We start from the raw sequence: 19,763 nt of genomic DNA on the forward strand, positions 1-19,763 counted from the left end.
CAGGGTTTAGGTTTCGCCCCCGGCTCGTATCTCACGATCTCCCCGCTGCCCTCCGGCAGCCTCAAGCGAAGCTATGGGCCCGCGACCGCGCATCGGTCAGCGGGCTTTTTCTTGCCCAGATCAGGAGTGCGGCCATGACGGCGATCCGCCTGCATTGCGACGGCTCGTCCTATGGCGCCCTCGCCAACCTCTACGCCGCCGCGGGCAAGCGGGCGCCGGTCGCGGTGCGCCGGGCCGTGCAGCGCAAGGGCGGGCAGGCTCTGGTCAGGGTGACCCGCGCGGTTCGGGACAGGTTGCGGGTCAAGCTTCGCGAGGTCCGCCGGCGGATCAAGGGCCGGATGATCTCCGGCACCAGCTACGAGATCGTGGCGCGCGGCAGGATCCCGCTGAAGGAGTTCGACACGGTGCAGGACGGCACCGGGGTCAAGGTGGACCATATCCCCACTGCCTGGGTGGCAGACGCCGCCAAGCTGCGGATTGCCTTTCAGGCGAAGAAGGGGGCACCCCGCAACCAGCCAGGCAACGCCGCCAAGCGACGCGGCACGCTCGCCGGTCGCATCGTCTATGGCACGGGAAAGCGCCGTCGCGAGGGATTCAAGTCTGTCGGCGGGGTGATGGTGCCTTCGGCGTTCGTCGACAGTCGTGCACAGCGCGAGTTCGAGGCGGTGGCACGGGAGCTACCGGAGGAGCTGGCGCATCAGCTCTGGGTGGTGATCGAGGGCGTTGACATGCGCGCGCAGGCCGCGCGCGTCGCCCGCGGTCGCTACCTCCGGAAGGGCCGATGAAATGTTTCACGGAAAATGTTTCACGGGTCCTTCCCCGGCCCTCCCCCCAGAGCGGCTAAGGTTAGCCGCGGGATTTTTCTAGTGGCCCGGATTTTCTGAGCGATACACGGGATTGCACTAAGTGGCTGGCGATGCACGCTTTTGCTCAATCTCGAAAGCGGCCGAGCTGGTCTCGAAGGCCGAAGGCCAGCCGGTCGAGCGCTCGACGCTCTCGCGCTACATCAAGCGCTACGCCACCGACATCGAGCAGCGGCGCGAGGGGCGAGAGACGCTGATCGACGTCGATGCGCTGATCGAGCACCGCAAGATCAACATCCGCGTCGAGCGTGGTTCGGCGGCGCCCTATCTCGAAGACCGGCGCATCGCCTCCTCCAAGGAGCGCAAGGGTGAGATCGAGGTCCGCAAGGCCGAGATCGAACTCGAAGAGGCCGAGGAAGAGCGAGCCCGCAAGCGCGGCGAGATCATCAGCGTGGCCGAGATGGTCAAGGCCGCCGAGGCCGCGGTGCAGGCGATGTCGGCCGCGCTCGACAGGGCGGAGAACGACGCGGCCGACGACATCGCGAAGCGGACACGCTCGGAAGTGCGCCATGTCCGGCCGGGCCTGCGGATCCTGAAGCGGGCCGCCCTGGAAGCCTTCCGGGCATCGCTCTTCGAGGTGGTCCCGGCGCCGCCGTCCGAGGAGGGCGATGAAGACGACGATCACCCGTAGCGCTGCAGCGCCTTGAGGTTCTTTGCGTTCACTGTCGGAAGCCGCGGCCACCCGTGCCGGGCGGATCCTGTATGGCGCTCTCGCGAAGTCGGCCCGTCCTGTCGACGAGCTGACGGTGTCTCAGTATGCCGATCGCTACCGCAAGGTCTCGGCGGAATCGGGTTCGCCCTGGAAGGGTGACTGGCGCACCGACCGGATGCCCCATCTGCGCGAGCCGATGGACTGCCTGCATCCGGACCATCCGTCGAAGCAGATCGTGCTGAAATGGGCGGCGCAACTCGGCAAGACCGAGATCGGCGTCAATTGGTTCGCCTTCATCGTCGATCGCGCGCCGGGCCCGGTGCTGACCATGCTCCCCTCGCTCGACGAGGCGATCAAGTACAACCGGGTGAAGCTTCAGCCGACGATCGACGTCAGCAAGCGGCTTCGTCTGCGGGTCCGAAAGGAGAACCAGCGCGACGAGGCCTCCTCGACCTCGTCGTTCAAGCGTTTCGCCGGCGGGTTCAACCAGATCGTCACGGCCTCTTCGTCGAAGGGCCTGCAGATGGTCTCGATCCGCTACCTGATCGCGGAGGAGATCACCGGCTATCCGTTCGATACGGATAACCGCGGCGATCCGCTGATGCAGGCCTTCGCCCGGCAGAAGGCCTATACCGGCAACCTCAAGCGCCTGCTGTCCGGTACGCCCGGCCACAAAGCGACCTGCCGGATCAGCGCGGCCTTCGAGGCGGGGGACCGGCGCCGGCGGTACGTCCCCTGCCCGCACTGCGAGACGATGCAGCTGCTGACCCCGGTCGCGATGCAGGCCCCGAGCGAGGCGACGAACTGGCTCGCCTCCTTCGGCTGCCTGGCCTGTGGCGGCATCATGGAGGAGCATCACCGCGGCGAGATGTTCGCCCGCGGCGAGTGGATCTCGACCCGGCCGATCCCTTCGGACGATCCGGAGGCAGAGCCGGTTCCGGTGCCGGAGAAGATCCCGCCGGCCCAGATGGACCGTTATCGCTGCGCGCCGATGGAAGGGCGCTGCCGCGACTTCGAGCCGAGCTATGCGCTCTGGACCGCCTATTCGCCGGTCGAGAGCTGGCAGTCGCTTTGGGAAGCGTGGGAGGAGGCGAAGAAGTCTCCGGTTACCCTCAAGGTCTTCACCCAGCAGTCGCTCGGCGAGCCATGGGAGGATGGTGCCTCCGAGATCGAGCACGAGAAGCTGCACCGGGCCCGCGAGGAGATCGTGCCCGGGCTGGCAACGACGGATCACCCGCTCTGGGTCGGCTTCATCGACTGTCAGGGCGACCGTCTCGTCTGGAGCATCTGGGCTTACGGCCCGATGGCGCAGGGCGTGCTGATGGTGCGCGGCATCATCCCGCATGCGCCCGAGACGCCGGAGGCGGTTGCCGGGATCGACGAGCTGCTGGCGCGCAACTGGCCGGCCGCGACCGGCGGCATCGTCGAGGTGGCCCGCTGGGGTATCGACGGTTCGAACTGGGCCAACTGGGTCCGCTCGGTCGGCTCCGGTCGCGGTCACCGGCTCTGGGTCTGCGAGGGCGCGGAGAAGCGCACGGCGCCGATCCTCGGCACGCCGAAGCGCCTCGCGATCAAGGACAAGTGGGGCCGCGTCCTGTCGAAGGCGCTGGTCTATCCGACCGGCGTCTTCGATCTCAAGCACACGATCATGCGCGGGCTGCGGCAGTTCGCGGCCGGGAAGATGGAAGGCGGCGGCTGGCTGCCGGGCACCCTCATCCTGCCGCGCGACATCGTCGACGAAGCCTGCTGCAAGGAATTGACGGCCGAGATCTGTGTCGACCCGGCGCTCGAGGCCAAGGGCAATGCCCGGCGCAAGCTGCACGAGAAGCCCGGCGATAACCGCATCTGGGTGAAGCGGGCCGGCCAGGCCAACGAGGAATTCGACATCGCCGTCGGCTGCCGGGCCCTCGCTTGGTCGCTCGGCGTCGACACCATGAACGCCGCCGGCTGGGCGAAGTGGCGCGAGCGTCTCGCGCCGCCCGAGGCCGTCGCCGACCTGTTCTCCCCGCTGCCGCCGTCGATTGCGGCGCCGCCGAAGCCGAACGACATGTTTGCGCGCCTTGCCGCGCTCAACAACCAGGAGTGACGCCATGACCGACGAGGAGAAGCTCGCTCTCGCCCAGCTCGAGGCGACGCGCGACCGGATCATCTCCGGCGATCAGGCCTCCTCCGTCCTGATCACGCCGAACGGTCACAAGACCGATTTCGTCAAGCCCGACATCGCCCGGCTGGAGCGCCGGCTCGACGAGCTGAAGGCGAAGGACGAGGGCCGCCCCGTGCGCGGCGCGATCGGCTTCGTCTTCTGACGATGAACGCTCCCGTCCTCGTGGCGGCCGATGGCGTGACCCCGCTCGCCTCGAGCTTCTATCGCGCCTCCGAGACGCGGTCTCAGGCGCTCGCGAACTGGCTTCCGCCGGGCGCGTCAGCCGACAAGGCGATCCTGCGCGAGCGGCGCCTGATCGCCGATCGTGCCGAGGATCTGGCGCGGAACAACCCCGTCGCCATCGCGGCGATCACGCGGCTGGTCGACATGATCGTCGGTGCAGGCCTGCGCTTCTCCTCGAAGCCGAGCGCCGCCGCGCTGGGCATTACGCGCGAGGCGGCTGCCGATCTCGGCAAGCAGATCGAGCGCGAACTCGCCCGCCACCTCAACGACCCGCGCAAGCGCGTCGATGCGCAGCGCAAGCTCTCGGGCAACGGGCTGTGGCGGCTGATGGCCCGCAGCTTCGTAAAGCTCAACGAAGCCTGCGTCATCGCGACCTGGCGCGAGAAGCAGGGCCCTTATGAAACCTGCTTCCTGCCGGTCGATCCGGAGCGGCTCTGCAACCCGACCGGCCTGCGCGACGGCGACGCGCTGCGCGGCGGCGTCGTCATCGACAGCTTCGGTGCCCCGGTCGCCTATCAGGTTCGCAACCGTCATCCTGGCGACGGTGCCGGCCTGACGGCCGCATCCTGGGAGCGGGTGCCGCGCGAGACGAGCTGGGGCCGCCCGGTGTTCCTGCATGTCTTCGAGCCGGAGCGCGAGGATCAGAACCGGCCGATCTCGCCCTTCGCGGCGCTGATGCCGATCCTGCGGATGAAGGGTACGCTCTCGGAGCTGGAGCTGGCCGCCGCGGCGGTCAACGCGATGTATGCGACCTATATCAAGTCGAACATGTCCTTCGCGGAGGTCGCCGCGTCGCTGGAGCCGCAGGAGTTCAACTCGGCGACGACCTCCTATTCGGACCAGCGCACCGGCTTCTATGAGGCCGCTCCGGTCAAGATCGGTGGCGTCCGCGTGCCGGTTCTGCCGCCCGGCGACGAGATCGCCATGGCGGGGCAGGCGCGCCAGAGCGCCGCGATGGGCGAGTTCGACGACGTCTTCAACGACCAGATCGCGGCCCGCCTCGGCATGTCGCGCCAGCAGGTCCTGATGAACTTCGCCAAGCTCAACTATTCGAGCTCGCGCACCGTGCTCAACGAAACCTGGCGGATGGTTCGCCGCCTCGTCGCCCAGTTCTGCGAGCAGGGCCCGATTCCGATGGCGCTCTGCATCGTCGAGGAGGCGATCGACAAGGGCTATATCCGCCCGCCCCCGGGCTGCCGGCCCCTTTGGGACGAGCCGGCCGGCTGGCTCTCGGGCCGCTGGATCGGGCCTGGTCGCGGCTGGGTCGACCCGGTCAAGGAAGCCGAGGCTGCGGCGCTCCGCATGGAAACCATGGTGTCCACGCTGGAGATGGAGTGCGCCGAGCAGGGCTTCGATTACGAGGAGATCCTCGACCAGATCGAGCGCGAAGAGGGCGAGCTGAAGGCTCGCAATCTCAGCCGCGCCACGGTCGCGGCCCGCATCGTCGCCCGTTCGAACGCCGCGTCGCCCGATCCCGAACCCGCCGCTGCCGATGGAGCCGCCGCATGAGCCTGATGCTGCCGCGCATCGCCGCCGAACTGATCGGCACGCCGCTTGCGGTCGAGCCCGGCCGTGCTCAGGTTATGCTGCGCGCAGTCGGTCCGCGTGTCTTCGGCGCCCCCGTCAGCATCGGCGGCGCAGCGCCCATACCTCAGCCCACCGCCGGCGAGATCGCCGGCCGTCTCGACCGGCGCCTTCAAAGCCAGAGCCGGGCCGCCTATCCCGTCGTCGACGGCGTCGCCGTGATCGAGGTCGAGGGCATCCTCGTCCACAAGGGCTCATGGATTGGCATGGATTGCGGCGAGACCTCCTATGAGGGGTTGCGCACCCAGATCGAGCGCGCCCGGCGCGATCCTTCGGTCAAGGCCGTGGCGGTCGAGGTCGATTCACCCGGCGGCGCCGTCTCCGGCGTCTTCGAGACGGCCGCGGCGCTGGCCCGCCTCTCGGCGGAGAAGCCGACCATGGCGATCCTCACCGCGACGGCCTGCTCTGCCGCCTACCTCCTCGCCAGCCAGGCGCGCCGGATCGTGATGCCGGAATTCGGCTTCGCCGGCTCGATCGGCGCGGTCGTCATGCATGTCGACTTCTCGCAGGCGCTGACAGAGGCGGGCGTCAAGGTCACGCTGATCGCGTCGGGCGAACACAAGGTCGACGGCAACCCCTTCGAACCGCTGGCGCAGGATGTCGTCGACCGGCTGAAGGCCGATCTCGACCAGGTGCGCGGCAGCTTCGCCGAGGCGGTCGCGCGAGGGCGCGGCAAGAGCCTGACCGCCAAGGCCGCTCTCGCGACCGAAGCCCGCGTCTATTCCGGCCGCGAGGCCGTTTCCCTCGGTCTCGCCGATGCGCTCGGCGACCCGCACGAAGCCTTCGCCGCGTTCCGACAGGAAGTCGCGCGGCGCTGATCGCCCGGCGCTGGCCGTCTCGGTCACGTCATCACACCCCGGAGAAAACCGATGTCCACCTTGACCGACACCGCGCGCGCCGCGGTGACCACGCCCTCGCTCGCCGCCCTGGCCGCTGCCGTGACGGAGCCGAACGCGCCGCAGGCCATCACGGATCCCACACCGCCGGCGCCGCCCGCGCCCGCGCCCGCTCCGGCTGCCGCGGCCCCGACCGCGCCGCTCGACGCCGCCGGCATCCGCGCCGAGGCCCGCACGGCCGAGCGCGACCGCATCAAGGCCATTATGGCGCATCCGGAAGCGGAGGGCCGGGCCGGTCTCGCCTCTCATCTGGCCTTCTCGACCGATCTTGCGCCCGACGCGGCGGGCTCGATCCTCGCGACCTCTCCGAAGGCCGAGGCGCCGCGCACGCTGACCGGGGCCACGGTACCGCAGCCGAACGTCAAGCCGCAGGCGAGCGATCCGGCTCCCGGCGATGCCAAAGCCGATGCGAAGTCCCGCCTCGCCGCCGCCCGCATGGCCGTGACCGGCCAGAAGGCCTGATCTCCCCTCCCTCGCCTCCCCGCAGCCCTCATCCACAAGGACCGTTCTCATGTTCCCCATGGCCACGCAGACGCGGAAGCGCACCTATTCCGACGTCATCAAGAAGGAAATCGACCCGGATTTTTCGCGGGAGGCCATCACCATCGCCTCGGGCGCGGGTATTCTCGATATCGGCACCGTACTCGGCCAGATCACAGCCTCCGGCAAATACGTGCTGCACAACAACGCCGCCAATGACGGCTCCGAGGTCGCGGCCGGCGTGCTCGGCGAGGCGGTCGACGCCACCAACAACGATGTCATGGCTCTCGGCGTGACCTGGGGCGCGATTGTCGTGCTGCCGGCCCTGACCTTCAAAAACGGCATCAGCAACGCCAACAAGGCCGCTGCCATCGCCGCGCTCGCCGCGAAGAAGATCCTCGTCCGCGACGTCTGACGCGGTCCCTCCTCCTTTCCGCCGACCTCGTCTCAACCTCGCCCGCCGCGTAGCGGGCTCTTCTCCCTGGGAGTCCCCCTATGCCGGAATTCGTCTTCCCGTTCGACTCGGTCACGCTGACCGACGAGGTCAACCTCATCCCGAACGATTACGGGCTGCTCAACGCCCTGAACCTCTTCCCGGCCGAGCCGATTAGCACGACCGTCGTCGGCATCGTGCGCGATACCGATGGCATCCGCGTCCTGCCGTCGTTGCCGCGCGGCACCCGTGGCCCGGAGATGACGCCGGACGGTCAGAAGATCTTCTATCTGGAGGTCCCGCACTTCCCGCTGCCCGACAAGCTCGGTCCGGCCGACCTGCAGAACAAGGCGGCGATCGTGAACGGTCGGCCGCAGGTGATGACGGTCGATATCGCCACGGCGAAGAAGCTGAAGAAGCTGCGCCGCAGCCACGGCATCACCCGCGAGTACCTGAAGTTCGCGGCGCTAAAGGGGCTGGTGAAGGACGGCGACGGCAAGACCATCGTCGACCTCTATGCCTTCTTCGGCATCGCCAAGGTGACCGTCGACCTGGTGCTCGGCACCGCGGCGACCGACATCGTTTCCAAGCTCGAGGAAATTCGCACCTCGGTGCTCAAGGGCGTCCAGGGGGACACGGTCGGGAAGGTAGAGGCCATCGTCGGGACTTCGATCTTCAGCCGATTGGTCCAGCATCCGAAATTCGAGAAGTACTGGCTGAACACGCCGTCGGCGCAGGAGTTGATCAGGCTGGACCGCCACGCTCTCGGTCAGGATTTTGGACGCATGATGGACACCGGCACCCTCACGATCCGTGAATCGGTGGGCTCGGTTCCGATGAAGGGCGGGGTGAGCGAGTTGCTCATGGCTGCCGACAAGGGCGTCGCCTATCCCACCGGCACGAGCGAGATGTTCACCTGCTACGACGCCCCTCCGCATCATATCGACCACGTCAACCAGCCGGGCGAGGAGATCTTCATCTCGGAGAAGATCCTCGACCACGGCGAGGGCGTCGAGTTCAAGTCGCAATCCAACGTTCTGCCGGTCGTGAAGCGGCCGGAAGCGCTGGTCGAGATCGTCAGCTCGAACTGACGCCGGGCCGAGGTCAGCCGTCGTGACGGTTCTCACCACTGCGGTCGCCCGATCCCGGGCGGCCGTGGGCCGCGTCGCCGGCGTGCCGTGGCGGATCCTGCCGCGGGTCAAGCGCGGCGACGAGCGGCCCGTGCCGGACACCTCCCGCGAAGAATTCGTCGTGCTGGCGCATCTCTTCGCGCCGGACAAGCGCGACGGATGGGTTTCCGACGTGACCTCCTTCGAGACCGGCCGCTTCCCCGGCATCAGCGGCGACGACCTCGCCCTGACCGTCTGGGAGAACCCGACCGGCGGCGTGATCCGGCAGCACGATGTCGTGCAGGAGGTTGTCGCGGCGCCCGCCATCGGGCGGAAATACCGGGTCTCGAAGCCGCCCGGCGGCGATGCGACCGGTCATATCCGGCTCGATCTCGCCGCCCTCGAGGTGACGAGGAACAAGCCGTGAGCCTTGCCACCATGGCCGTGCGCCTCGCCGTCAAGGCGGCGCTGGCGCCCTTCGGTGTCGATGCCGGAGCACTGCCGACCATGGCGGGTGACCGCATCTTCGATTCCCGGCTGGATCTGCTCGACGGTCGCGGCGGCGAGCGCACGCCCCTGATCGTCTTCGCCGTCGAGGCGATCGATGGTCTCGCCTTTTCCGAGCAGAACGGTGCGCGGGGCGAGCGCGGCTTCAACGGGTCGTGCCGCATCGTGATCTCCGCGCAGGTCACGTCCCGGCAGGTCTTTCTCGACACCGACACCAACACCGAATTCGAGGCCGAGGCGGCCGACCTGCTCGATCACGAACTCGCCGACATTCTCGACATCGTGCAGGATCAGGCCTGGGCCGTGCTCCAGCAGGATCCGCTGTTCGGCCGGGTCGCCAAGCGCGTCACCAAGCTCGATGCCGAGCCCTACCCCTCGACAGAGACAGGCGAAAAGCTCGCCGTCCTCGCCAACTCCTATTTCGTCGAGCCCCTCGCCGATGGGGTGAAGGCGCTGGAGATCGTCCGCGACGGGCTGCCGCAAGGTTCCCCTGTCCGCGCTCGCGCGGCCGGCGCCATCGCCCAGATCGAGCAGACGGCCGCCCGCCTCGCCGCTGCACGGCTCGCTCGTTCCGGCCTCGTCGCGACGGCGCCCTTCAGCGCCTCGGGCACCGCGCAGGGCGCGGCCCCGCCCGTTCCTCCGCCGCCGCCGGCCGCAACCGAGCCGGCGATCACCGTCACCCTCGACCCGAAGGATCCTGCCCCATGACCGATACGGCCGAACAGCCGCTCCCGACCCTCGTCGACGTGACGCCGCAGCCCGGCCGCCGCGTCCGCACGCCGGACGGATCCTTGCTTCCCGAGGGCTATGTCCTGCGCGGCGAGCCGCGCTCGCCCTATTGGCTGCGGGCCGAGAAAGCGGGCGACGTCGCCCTCGCCGCGCATCAACCCGAGCCCGAGGCGGTGCCGGCCGAGGAGCCGGCTGCGTCTCCGCCGGCGCCGGTCGAGCCGCCCCTGCCTGCCGATCCGGCCCCGCCGGCCTCCGAAAAGCCCGGCCGTCAGAAGTTCTGACGCGCCGCCCGCTCCGCGCCCGCCCTCCAGCAGAGGTCCGTCATGACCATCACCTTCGACCAGATCTCCGGTTCGCAGCGCGCGCCGGGCTATCTCAACGAGTTCGCCCTCGGCACGCCGCCCTTCTCGCAGTCGATGCAGGTCCTGATCGTCGGGCCCGTCGCGACCGGCGCGGCCGTGCAAACTGGCGTTAGCCAGCGCCCGCGCGATGATCTCGAAACCGCCTATGGCGCCGGCTCCCTGCTCGGCACCATGCTGAACTATGCGAAGCTGACCCGGCCGGGCCTCGATTACCGCGTGCTGCCCTTGCCCGATTCCGGGACGAAGGCGACGCTGGCCGTGAAGGTCAACACGCTGCCGCCGGTCGGCACCTGGCCGTTCTGGCTGTTCTCGAACGGTCGGCGCCGGCAGATCACCGTCACGGCGGCCGACACCGTCAACACGGTCGCGGCGAAGATCGCTGCGGCGGTCAACACCCGCGTCACCCTGGCCGGAGACGGCAAGTCGCTCGTCGACATGGCGAGCGCTGCGGCCGCGACCGACACCGCGACGCTGACCGCCCGCAATGGTGGCACGGTTCTGAACGGCACCGACTGGCTCTCCTTCGAAAGCCGCGGCGAGATCTCGCCGCTAGGCGCTTGCTGCACCCTGACCTTCACGCCCGGCACCGGAGCCCCCGACCTCGCCGCGGCGCTCGCCGGCGTCGGCACCGGCTATTATGCTTGGGTCATCTCGGCCTATCGCGACACCGCCTCGCTCGCCGCGATCGATGCGTGGCTGGAGACGCAGTGGGGCCCGCAGAACATGCGCTATGGCTGGGCCGTGGCGGGCGTCGTCGGTTCTCAGGGCACGCTGGCCGCGCTCGGCGATGCGATGAACGACCGCAAGCGGGTGCTGGGCGGCCTGCGCGCCTCCTCCGAGCCGGAGCCGATCATGGCCGCCTGCTTCGGCGCCGATCTGGCCTTCGTCTTCGATTTCGGCCGCTCGATCACCGAGGTGCAGATCTTCGCGCGCGGCCTGACCGGCCGAGCGATGAACTACCTCACCGGCCCGTGGAAGGAAGACGACGTCTTCTCGAACGAGCAGCGCAACCTGCTCTATTTCGACGGGATCTCGCCGCTCGTCCCGGCCGAGGGCAAGGTGCAGATGGAACGGGTCATCACGACCTATCAGCGCCGCGCCTCGACGGGGCTGGAGGATATTTCCTATCTCGACATCAACGGCCCCTGCATCGACGCCTGGACGGTGCAGTATCAGCGGCATTACGTCTGGAACGCGCATCAGAATTCGTCGCTGGTCGGCGACCAGGAGGATGCGGCGGATGGCTGGACCCGGCCGCAGGATGCCCGCAAGACCTATCTCTCTTGCTACAACGACGTGATCCGGCGCGGGAAGATCGTGCAGGATGCCGACGCCTACGAGGCGGCATTGCGCGTCGAGCTGTCGGGCGATCCGGTGCGGCTCAACACCTTCCAGAAGATCTACCGTGCGAACCCGCTCTACATCATGGCGAACCGCACGGTCGTCGGCGAGCTGTCGCCGAACGCGCAGGCCGCCTGATCGCCTTCCGGTGAGCCGGCGCCGCCGGCCCGCCCCTCCCCCTTCAGCATCGCATTCGGAGGTCCGCCATCATGGCCGGCAAAGACTATGGCGTCGTCATCATCACGCCGCGTTCGGGGCCGCTCGCCGGTCAGAAGATCTCGGCCATGGGCGAGATCAAGATCAAGGCCACCGGCTACAAGGTCGGCGCCGAGACGTCGGTCGACCAGCAGGTGCTCAACCGCTCCTTCGAGCCCACGCCCGTCGTCGTGAGCTGCGACTTCGACCGTGGCGATATCGACTGGGACGCCCTGCTGCGCGCCCGCTTCGACATGACCTGGGAGGAGGTCCATGCGGCTTTGAACCACTACATGACCAATGCCGGGCTCGTCGGCGAGGCGCAGGAGAGCTTCAAGGACGGTAAGCTGACCGGCCTCGAAATCCAGTGCACCAAGCTCAACTATCGCCGGCGGGCCGTCTGATGGCCTGGTCGCTAAAACTCGATCGCGAGCGGGAATGGCCAGCCGGCACGATGATCGGCGAGATCGGCTTTCGCGACCCGACCTTGCGCATCATGCGCGGGCTGCCGGCGATCGAGGAGGTCCGCACTTATCCCGACAAGTCGACGACCTACGAGATCCGTTGGGACGCCGTCGATGCGTGGCTGCTGGCTCTCGTCGCCAAGCCCGAAGATGCCGCGCTGATCGCGCAGCTCTCTCCAAGCGAGGCCGAGCGGGCGAAGGAAACCCTCGTCGGTTTTTTTACCTCGGGGGCGGGCGCGTCCGGCAAGAAGACGCCTCCGACGACCTCCGCTTCGGCGCCGGCCTCCGAGCCGACCCGGATCGATTGAGCATCGTCGAGATGATGCGCCTTCACACACGCTGGCAGGCCTGGCGCCTGCGCGAGATGGCGGGGATCTGATCCATGGCGGTCGTCAACGAAGCCCGCGCGATTCTGACGGCGGAGGACCGTGCCTCGCAGGTTCTCGCCATGGTCGCGCGGAACTTCGACCGGCTGAACGGTGCCGCGAACCGCATGGATCGCGTCATCGGCAATCCGCGCGCCGCGCAGGAGATCGAGCGCCGGACCTCGCGCCTGACACAGATCACGACCGGCATGGGGATGGCGGCTCGCAGTGCGATGGGTCCGGTCGCCGGCCTGCTCTCGGTGTATGGGGCCGGCCAGGCGCTCTCGAACGCGAACAAGGTCTTCGCGCAGAACGAGCGCGCCATGACCCGCATCGCCATCACGGCCGATGCCTCTTCGGAAGCCCAGCAGGATGCCTGGCGCCGCGTGCAGGATCTGGCGCGCGAGACGGCCCAGCCGGTCGCCGATGTCCGCGAGGGTCTCGACGCGCTTGTCTCGGCCGGCCGCACGCTGCCGGACGCGATGGACTTCCTGCCCTCGGTCGCGCGCACTGCGCAGGCTTCGGGCTCGGCCGTCGCCGATATCGCCCGCACGGCGGAGTCTGTCGGCTCGTCATTCAAGATCGCCGGCGCCGACATGCAGACCGCCTTCGACATCATGGCGGCGGGCGGCAAGGCAGGGCAGTTCGAGCTGAAGGACATGGCTCGTTATCTGCCGAGCCTCGGTCCGGCCGCGTCCGCGATCGGCTTCTCCGGCAAGAAAGGTCTCTCCGACCTCGTCGCCATGCTGCAGATCCTCCGCAAGGGCTCGGGTACGGCCGAGGAGGCCGTGGCGTCGATGAACAACATCCTCGCCAAGATGGAGAGCGACAAGACGACCAAGTCCTTCAAGGCGCTCGGCGTCGATTCCGAGGCCGCCTTCAAGAAGGCGCGCGCCGAAGGCAAGAACCTGATCGAGGTCTTCGAGCAGCTGGTCGACAAGGCGCTGAAGGGCGACCGCTCCCGCCTCGGCGAGATCATCGACGATATGGAGTTCAAGCGCGGCGTGCAGGCGCTCATGATGTATCGCGGAGAGTGGCAGAAGCTCTCTCAAACGATGCAGTCGAGCAGTGCCGGCACGGTTGCGCAGGATCTGGCGCGCGTCACCGGCAACAGCCAAGCGAGTTTCGATCGCTTCCGCAGCTCCGCAGATCGGCTCGCCGATACCTTGGGCCGGCGTGTCGCCCCGGCCTTCAAGGCCATCGCCGAAGCGGCGACGTCCGCCACGGACGCGATGAACGAAGCGCTCAAGCCGGGTGAGACGGACGAAGAGCGCTTGGCGCGGCTGGCGAAAGGTGGCGATGTCCCGCAGACGCGAGCCGAGAAGTCAATCGAGGCTGCACGCCGGGCTCAGGAGCGTCAAAAGCAGCTCGACGATCCTAATTCCGAAATCTACTCGATGCGTGATGGCGGTTTCGCCGCCAATCCGGGGCGCTATACGCCCAGGGCCCCTCGCGACAACCGCAACCGTCCGGCGAGCCAGCGCGTTCCGATGCATCTCGCGATGCTCGAGGAGGTTCGCCGCGACCGGGAGCAATATGCCGAAGAGCAGCGGCTCGCCGATTATCGCGAGCGGCAGGCGAATAGGGCTCGGTTTCTTGCCGAAGAGCGTCGGCAGAACGCCATCGACAATGCGGGCGGGCCGCGAGCTGGTGACGAGTATCGCGACGTTGACGCTTTGACACGAAAGCGGGAGCGCGTGCGTGTCGACACGGATCAGTCGACGGCGGACGAAATGTTCGTGAATTCGGGCGAGGCGTCGCGCGACGTGATGGCTGGCGTCATGACCCTCGCCCAGCTCATTCGTGCGCAGAGGCTGACCGCAGACGGCGAGAGCAATGTGTTCGGGCTTGGCGGCGCCGAAGCGCGCGCGACCGCGATCGCTTCGATCGCCACCGCTCTTCGGGCGATCGCCGAGCGTCAGGCGGGTGATGGGGGCTCTGTCGATGAGACAAAGCTGAAGACGGCTCTCGAAGCCATCACCGGTCTTGCCGAGCGTATCGGTGGCGCCGTCCCAACGACCGGTCCGAAGGGCCGCGTCGAAGGCATCTATTCCGGTGTCGAGGAGATCCTGAAAGGCGGCGTCAAGGCAGAGGTGAAGCCCGATCAGATCACCGCGAAATCGGAGGTCTCCGTGAACGGCGACGTGCAGGTTCGCATCGCTCCATCTCCCGAATTCATGGCGACGATCGAGCGTAAGGTGATGTCGTTCCGCGGGAGCGATGCGCGAGGCATCTCCCTGCCCGGCAAGGAAATGCCGTCCGGCGGCGGTGGCGGCGGGGGTGGCGCGCAATGACCACGCCCGGCGGATCCCTGCGCCGCGCCTCCTTCCGCGATGCGTCCTTCTTCGCCAAGCGCGATACGCGGAGCTTTTCGCGCGCCTTGCAGATCGACGAATTTCCGATGTCGGATCGCTGGCGGGTCACCGATCTCGGCCGCAAGGCGGTGACCGGTCGCTTCGATGCCTATGTCGCCGACGAGGTCGATGCCGCCGCCCGGATGCGGGCCGTGGAGGCCGCCCTCGAAGCGCCCGGCCCGGGCCTCTTGGTGTTGCCGGCCCGGCGCCCGGTCATGGTCTGGGCCCGCGCCCCGGAGACCGAATGGAGCGGCGACAAGCTCGGATGGTTCACCTTGCGGGTCGAGTTCGTCGAGGACGGATCGGAGGCCATCGCCGGCCCCAGCCTCGGCCTCGCCGAGCGGCTGATCGTCGACGGGTTGTCGCAGGTCGCCGGGCTGGCGGATGCCGCCGGGGTGGCCCTGGCGAGTTTTGCGGGCGATGCCCGTGGCGTCTCCCGCTATGAAAGCCTCGGCTTCGCGGCCGAGAGCGCGGTGCGCTTCGCCGGCCTGTCCGATGCGGCGCTGGCGCTGTCCGCAGCCGACGACGTCGTGACGGCCGCCGGCGCCCTTCCGGGATGGCAGAGCCATGCCGATCTCGCCGATGCTCTGTCCCTGCTCGGCGGGCCGGGGCTCGGCCTGCTCGAAGACCGGGGAGCGGCATGATCGCGCCCCGCTCCCGCTCGCGCCAGGTCGAGCAGCGTGGCCGCGAGCGCGCGGCGGCTTTCTCCCGCCTGATCGCGGCCCTGGCCTTCGCCCGCGGTGCGCTGCGCGTCGATTTCGCCTCGCGGCAGAATGCGCAGGAGATGCGCGCCCGCATCGTCGCGCTGTTCGAGCCGCTGCTGGAAATGGTGGCGGCCGATGCCGATCTGCTGCAGGTCACGGTCTCCTGTTACGGCGCCGCGCTGGAAGCGCTCGACGCCGAGATCCTGTCGCTGAACCCGATCGTCCGCGTGACCACGGGCGAAAGCCAGCCGGCCTGCCTGCTCGCCTGGCAGCTCTATGGCGACACCGAGCGCGCGGCCGAGCTGGTCAGGCTCAACCGCGCCCGCTGCCCCGAATTCATGCCGACCGTGCTGCTCGCGGCCCAGCCTGACGATCTTTCGAAGGGCGGCGGGCGATGATCGAGCAGCTGTTCGCCACTCTGCCGCCGCTTCGCAACGGTGCCGAGCAGCTGGCGCTGGAGATCGATGGGCAGCCGCATCCCGGACTTCTGTCGATCGAGTTTTCGTTCGGCGCGACCGACGCGCTGCATCGCGTCGTCGCCGGCGTGCGCGAGATCCCCGGCGCGCTGACGAAGAAGGGCTCGGAGGCGATCCTGAAGAGCCTGCGGCCGGATGGCAGTGCAGAGGTTCTTGTCACCGGCCGGGTGCGTCGCAGCTATGGCGACGTCGCCAAGCCGGCGCTGCGCCGCTTCCTCGAGATCGAGAGCAAGGCCTGCGATGCGGTGGAATGCGCGGCGGACGGCCGCAAGCACGGCTACAGGCTGAAGGGCAAGACGCTTGGCGATGCGGCGAAGACGCTGTTCCGGGACTATGGGGTGCCGGTCAAGGTCGAGACCGAGAGCCGCAGCATGGATCTCGATTGGGCGCCCGGCGACCGGGCCTTCGGCGTGGTCGAAAGCCATGCCCGCAAGGCTGGCCTGCTCTACACCGCGACGCCCGATGGCGGTGTCGCTCAGTTCAAGGGGATCCGGGGGCGCCATGCCGGCCGCTTCGTGCTCGGCGGCGAGGAGGCGAACGCGACGACGCTGCAGTTCGAGGACAGCGAGCGCGGACAGTTCAGCCACACCCATGTCTTCGGGCAGCGCTACAAGGGCGGCAAGGGGAAGGACGAGACGGATGGTTATGCCATCGCGGAGAACGAGGCGATCCGCCGCCTGCGCATCGACATCCGCCGTATCGAGCAGGATGGCGACGCCGAGGATCTGAAGACGCGGGCGGAATGGGACAACCGCCGCGGCGCCGGCGGGGACAACGGCAACGGCACGCAGATCGTGGTCGCGACGCGGGACTGGCGCGACGATGACGGCACGCTCTGGACCGCCGGTTTCGCCCGCTACGTTTCGGCCTGGGAGTTCGAGCTCGAACAGGACATGGCGCTGAAGAGCGGCACGCTCTCCTGGTCGAAGGATGCCCAGCTCGCCCGCCTGACCTTCGTCGATCCGCGCACGCTCGGCGGCAAGGATGCCAAGGGCAAATCCGGCAAGTCGTGGTCGGCGCCCTCCTCCAAGGCGAAATACGAGGAGCTGGAGTGATGCGGCTCGTCCGCTTCCGCGTCACCGGCGTCGACGATTCCGGGCCATTTCAGCGCGTCTCCGGCCGGGGCGAAGGCGGTGAGACGTTCGACCGTCTCTATCGGCCCCAGACGGACGGGCTCACGACGATCCCGAGGATCGGGGCGCTCGGCTACGCGCTGTTCGACGGCTCGCGCGAGCGCGGCATCGTGCAAGGGCTGGAGCATGCCGAGGATCGGCCGGCCGGGGAGACTGGCAAGGTTCTCTATGGCCCCGATGGGCAGAAGCTGCGGCTCAAGCCTGGCGGCGAGATCGAGATGAAATCCAAGAACGGCGGAGCGATGACGACGGTCGGCGACAAGCTTTATCTCGGCGGCGATCCGGCTGCGGGCCATGTCTTCGCGCGCGTCCTGACGGAATCGGGGTTAAGCCCCTTCGTCTTCGCCCGGGTCGGCTGAGTTGGTCCGGGTCGTCGCCGATGCCCTGGCGCCGGCCAACGGCGCGCCCGATACGCTGTGGGATGGGCAGTGGGGCGACTTGGCGGTGGCGCCTCTCACCGAGCCGGGCAATCCCGCCGGGCTGGTGGCGCGCGACCCGCTGAAGACGGCGCTCGTCCTAGCGCTGGAGAGCGATGCGCGCGGCGAGCGCGACCCGCTCGACCCTTACGCCTATGACCAGCGCGGCTGGCCCGGCGACGGCTTCGACATCGACGCCGCCAAGGGCGAGGCCCCGCTCGGCTCGACCACCTGGCTCGCCTGGCGTCACCTCGTCGACGACGACAATGCCCGCCGCGTCGAGGATGCGGCGCTGGTCGCGCTGGCGCCACTCCAGAAGCAGGGCGCGATCGGCGAGGTGACCGTCACCGCCGTCCCGATCCCGGCGGAAAACCGGATCGAGCGTCGCATCTCGATCGCGCGGCCGGACGGCACGCTGCTCTATTCCGGCCCGTTCGCGGGCCTGTGGGAAGCGCTAGGCGCCTCCTGATCTGTTCCGGATCCTCTCATCCATAGGTAGGCGGCCTTGGCCTTCACCATCCCGACCCTGACAGAGGTGTCGCGCTGGCTGCGCGGCGTCATTCCGACCGCCTTCGACAAGGCGCGTGCGGATCTGTGGCCGAACAACCTGCCGATCTTCGTCAAGGTCTGCGCCATGGCCGCGAGCCAGGGCAACCTGCGGGCGGAGTGGATCTACAAGCAGATCTTCGTCTCGACCGCAGACGACGACATGCTCGATCTCCATGGCTACGAGATCGGCCTCGGCCGCAAGCCGGCGGCGATGGCGACGGGCGAACTCGTCTTCGCCGCGACCCCGGGCGCCATCCTGCCGGCCGGCGCGGTGGTCGATGCCTCGGGCCTGACCTTCATCGTCCGCACGGCGGTGACGGCGACGGGCAATAGCCTCACGGCGCGGGTCGATGCGGTCGAGGCCGGGCCGCTCGGCAATCTGCCGGCCGGCGCGGCGGTGCGGCTGCGCGAGCCCTGGGACGGCATCGCGCAGGATGGCGAGGTCGGCGTGCTCGATTTGACGGGCGGCGTGGCGAAGGAGACGGACGCCGCCTATCGCAAGCGCCTTCTCTTCCGGAAGCGCAACAAGCCGCGGGGCGGCACGGTAACGGATTACATGATCTGGGTCGGCGAGGTGCCGGGCTTCGCGACCGCGCGGGTCTTCGCGGCCGCGCCGCAGATCGGCACCGTGACGGTCTATCCGCTGCTGGAAGGATCAGGCGCCGCGCGCATCCCGTCCGCCGGCGACATCCTGCGCTGCGCGGAGCATCTGGAGACGCGCCGTCCCCTGACCGCGACGGTGATGGTGGTGAAGGCGGCGGAAAAGCCGATCGCCGTCACGCTCTCGCACCTCGAGGACGACAGCGCCGCGACGCGCGGCGAAATCGTCGCGGAGATGCTCGACATGTTCGACGAACGCGCCTTCGTCGGCAATGACGGCGAGACCTTTCCGACGTCGTGGCTGTCCGAGGCCGGCTCGCGTGCGCTCGGAGAGGCCCGTCACCGCATGGTGGTGCCGGATCCGGATACCGATACCGCACTGGCGCGCGGCGACTTCCCCGTCTTCGCCGGCCTGACGGTGATCTGATGTCGCGAACCTTCGCGATCATCCCGGGTACGCTGCCGGTCAGGATCGCCGATCCGGCGCCGTTGCAGCCCGGCGACGGTCTCGGCGCCGTGCCGGCGACGGTCGACCGGCTCACCGACGTCACGGGCGAGGATCTGTGGCGGCCGAGCCTGCGGCTGTTCCCGCGCGGCCGGGCCTGGCCCGACGAGACGGTCAAGGGATTGGGCGCCTTCGTCTGGCATGGCCTGCCGCGGCTGGTCGCCGAGACGATGGCGCAGATCCATGACTGGCTGAACCGGGCCCGCTACGGCGCTTTCGTCTCGCAATGCCGGCCCGAGCTGGTCGAGGATCACGAACGCGAAGTCGGCCTTCCGGATGGTTGCCTGGCGGCCGTGACCGGCCTGCCGGAGCGCCGCGCCATGGTGCTCGACGCCAAGGCCCCGCTGGAAACAGCGAACCGGCTGGAAATCGCCGCCTCGCTCAACCGAGCCGGCTTCGCCGGGGTGGCGATCGACGAGCCGCTCGGCTTCGAATTTGGCCTGTCCGACCTCGGCGGCCCCGAGGGTTTCGGGTCGGCCGGGCTGCCGCACATCTTCCTTTTCGCCGGCCAGGGGCTCTCGCTCGATTGGCTGACCTTCGGGGAAAGCGGCTTCGAGCAGCTCGGCTTCGGCCAGCTCAACGACACGGGCCTGACCTGTCTGATCGAAAAAATCCGCCCGGCCCACACGCTGGGCATTCTGGACCCGGAGAGCCTGTAAG

Annotated in this window: 23 protein-coding genes; all 23 read left to right on the forward strand. The window is 68.6% G+C overall.

Going from position 1 to position 19,763, the window contains the following annotated elements; genetic code table 11:
• Positions 1–134: 134 nt before the first annotated feature.
• The 23 genes from ACOJTB_RS19250 to ACOJTB_RS19360 all read left to right on the forward strand — a co-directional run bounded on the left by ACOJTB_RS19250 (position 135) and on the right by ACOJTB_RS19360 (position 19,762).
• A complete protein-coding gene (locus ACOJTB_RS19250; protein WP_420104138.1) occupies positions 135–785 on the forward strand; it encodes a hypothetical protein in 651 nt (216 codons plus the stop codon).
• Between the two features lie 121 nt (positions 786–906).
• Positions 907–1,494: a hypothetical protein gene (locus tag ACOJTB_RS19255; protein ID WP_420104139.1), complete on the forward strand. Its 588-nt coding sequence runs from the start codon at positions 907–909 to the stop codon at positions 1,492–1,494.
• 115 nt (positions 1,495–1,609) lie between these two features.
• Positions 1,610–3,601 (forward strand): terminase gpA endonuclease subunit, encoded by a 1,992-nt coding sequence (locus tag ACOJTB_RS19260; protein ID WP_420104140.1) that lies wholly within the window; start codon positions 1,610–1,612, stop codon positions 3,599–3,601.
• Positions 3,602–3,605: 4 nt separating this feature from the next.
• Positions 3,606–3,821, forward strand: coding sequence for a hypothetical protein (locus tag ACOJTB_RS19265; RefSeq protein ID WP_420104141.1), 216 nt, complete (start codon positions 3,606–3,608; stop codon positions 3,819–3,821).
• A 2-nt stretch (positions 3,822–3,823) separates the two neighbouring features.
• Complete coding sequence (locus tag ACOJTB_RS19270) at positions 3,824–5,410, forward strand: phage portal protein (protein ID WP_420104142.1); 1,587 nt, start codon at positions 3,824–3,826, stop codon at positions 5,408–5,410.
• A complete protein-coding gene (locus ACOJTB_RS19275) occupies positions 5,407–6,303 on the forward strand; it encodes a S49 family peptidase (protein WP_420104143.1) in 897 nt (298 codons plus the stop codon). Before ACOJTB_RS19270 ends, ACOJTB_RS19275 begins: the two co-directional genes overlap by 4 nt.
• 51 nt (positions 6,304–6,354) lie before the next feature.
• On the forward strand, positions 6,355–6,843 hold the full coding sequence (locus ACOJTB_RS19280; protein WP_420104144.1) for a hypothetical protein: 489 nt from the start codon (positions 6,355–6,357) through the stop codon (positions 6,841–6,843).
• A gap of 49 nt (positions 6,844–6,892) precedes the next feature.
• A complete protein-coding gene (locus ACOJTB_RS19285) occupies positions 6,893–7,276 on the forward strand; it encodes a head decoration protein (protein WP_420104145.1) in 384 nt (127 codons plus the stop codon).
• Positions 7,277–7,356: 80 nt separating this feature from the next.
• Positions 7,357–8,385 carry a major capsid protein gene (locus ACOJTB_RS19290; RefSeq protein WP_420104146.1) on the forward strand — a complete coding sequence of 343 codons (1,029 nt, stop codon included), beginning with the start codon at positions 7,357–7,359 and terminating at the stop codon, positions 8,383–8,385.
• Between the two features lie 22 nt (positions 8,386–8,407).
• Positions 8,408–8,830 carry a hypothetical protein gene (locus ACOJTB_RS19295; RefSeq protein ID WP_420104147.1) on the forward strand — a complete coding sequence of 141 codons (423 nt, stop codon included), beginning with the start codon at positions 8,408–8,410 and terminating at the stop codon, positions 8,828–8,830.
• Complete coding sequence (locus tag ACOJTB_RS19300; protein ID WP_420104148.1) at positions 8,827–9,618, forward strand: hypothetical protein; 792 nt, start codon at positions 8,827–8,829, stop codon at positions 9,616–9,618. Before ACOJTB_RS19295 ends, ACOJTB_RS19300 begins: the two co-directional genes overlap by 4 nt.
• On the forward strand, positions 9,615–9,920 hold the full coding sequence (locus ACOJTB_RS19305; RefSeq protein ID WP_420104149.1) for a hypothetical protein: 306 nt from the start codon (positions 9,615–9,617) through the stop codon (positions 9,918–9,920). The genes ACOJTB_RS19300 and ACOJTB_RS19305 overlap by 4 nt, the downstream gene beginning before the upstream one ends.
• A gap of 42 nt (positions 9,921–9,962) precedes the next feature.
• The gene (locus tag ACOJTB_RS19310) at positions 9,963–11,480 is read left to right on the forward strand and encodes a hypothetical protein (RefSeq protein WP_420104150.1); all 1,518 of its coding nucleotides are present in this window, start codon (positions 9,963–9,965) and stop codon (positions 11,478–11,480) included.
• A gap of 71 nt (positions 11,481–11,551) precedes the next feature.
• Positions 11,552–11,941, forward strand: coding sequence for a hypothetical protein (locus tag ACOJTB_RS19315; RefSeq protein WP_420104151.1), 390 nt, complete (start codon positions 11,552–11,554; stop codon positions 11,939–11,941).
• Positions 11,941–12,309 carry a hypothetical protein gene (locus tag ACOJTB_RS19320; RefSeq protein ID WP_420104152.1) on the forward strand — a complete coding sequence of 123 codons (369 nt, stop codon included), beginning with the start codon at positions 11,941–11,943 and terminating at the stop codon, positions 12,307–12,309. The genes ACOJTB_RS19315 and ACOJTB_RS19320 overlap by 1 nt, the downstream gene beginning before the upstream one ends.
• A gap of 74 nt (positions 12,310–12,383) precedes the next feature.
• Entirely contained in the window at positions 12,384–14,660 is a 2,277-nt protein-coding gene (locus ACOJTB_RS19325; RefSeq protein WP_420104153.1) for a phage tail tape measure protein, read from the forward strand.
• Complete coding sequence (locus tag ACOJTB_RS19330) at positions 14,657–15,364, forward strand: DNA circularization N-terminal domain-containing protein (protein ID WP_420104154.1); 708 nt, start codon at positions 14,657–14,659, stop codon at positions 15,362–15,364. The genes ACOJTB_RS19325 and ACOJTB_RS19330 overlap by 4 nt, the downstream gene beginning before the upstream one ends.
• Positions 15,361–15,822 carry a hypothetical protein gene (locus ACOJTB_RS19335; protein ID WP_420104155.1) on the forward strand — a complete coding sequence of 154 codons (462 nt, stop codon included), beginning with the start codon at positions 15,361–15,363 and terminating at the stop codon, positions 15,820–15,822. Before ACOJTB_RS19330 ends, ACOJTB_RS19335 begins: the two co-directional genes overlap by 4 nt.
• Positions 15,819–16,955, forward strand: coding sequence for a hypothetical protein (locus ACOJTB_RS19340; protein WP_420104156.1), 1,137 nt, complete (start codon positions 15,819–15,821; stop codon positions 16,953–16,955). Before ACOJTB_RS19335 ends, ACOJTB_RS19340 begins: the two co-directional genes overlap by 4 nt.
• Positions 16,955–17,392: a phage baseplate assembly protein domain-containing protein gene (locus tag ACOJTB_RS19345; protein ID WP_420104157.1), complete on the forward strand. Its 438-nt coding sequence runs from the start codon at positions 16,955–16,957 to the stop codon at positions 17,390–17,392. Before ACOJTB_RS19340 ends, ACOJTB_RS19345 begins: the two co-directional genes overlap by 1 nt.
• Position 17,393: 1 nt before the next feature.
• Positions 17,394–17,918 carry a phage GP46 family protein gene (locus ACOJTB_RS19350; protein WP_420104158.1) on the forward strand — a complete coding sequence of 175 codons (525 nt, stop codon included), beginning with the start codon at positions 17,394–17,396 and terminating at the stop codon, positions 17,916–17,918.
• A gap of 36 nt (positions 17,919–17,954) precedes the next feature.
• Entirely contained in the window at positions 17,955–19,025 is a 1,071-nt protein-coding gene (locus ACOJTB_RS19355) for a baseplate J/gp47 family protein (protein ID WP_420104159.1), read from the forward strand.
• Positions 19,025–19,762 (forward strand): hypothetical protein, encoded by a 738-nt coding sequence (locus ACOJTB_RS19360; RefSeq protein WP_420104160.1) that lies wholly within the window; start codon positions 19,025–19,027, stop codon positions 19,760–19,762. The genes ACOJTB_RS19355 and ACOJTB_RS19360 overlap by 1 nt, the downstream gene beginning before the upstream one ends.
• Position 19,763 lies beyond the last annotated feature (1 nt).

The sequence above is a fragment of the Allobosea sp. genome, assembly GCF_048595345.1.
Taxonomy (GTDB): domain Bacteria; phylum Pseudomonadota; class Alphaproteobacteria; order Rhizobiales; family Beijerinckiaceae; genus Allobosea.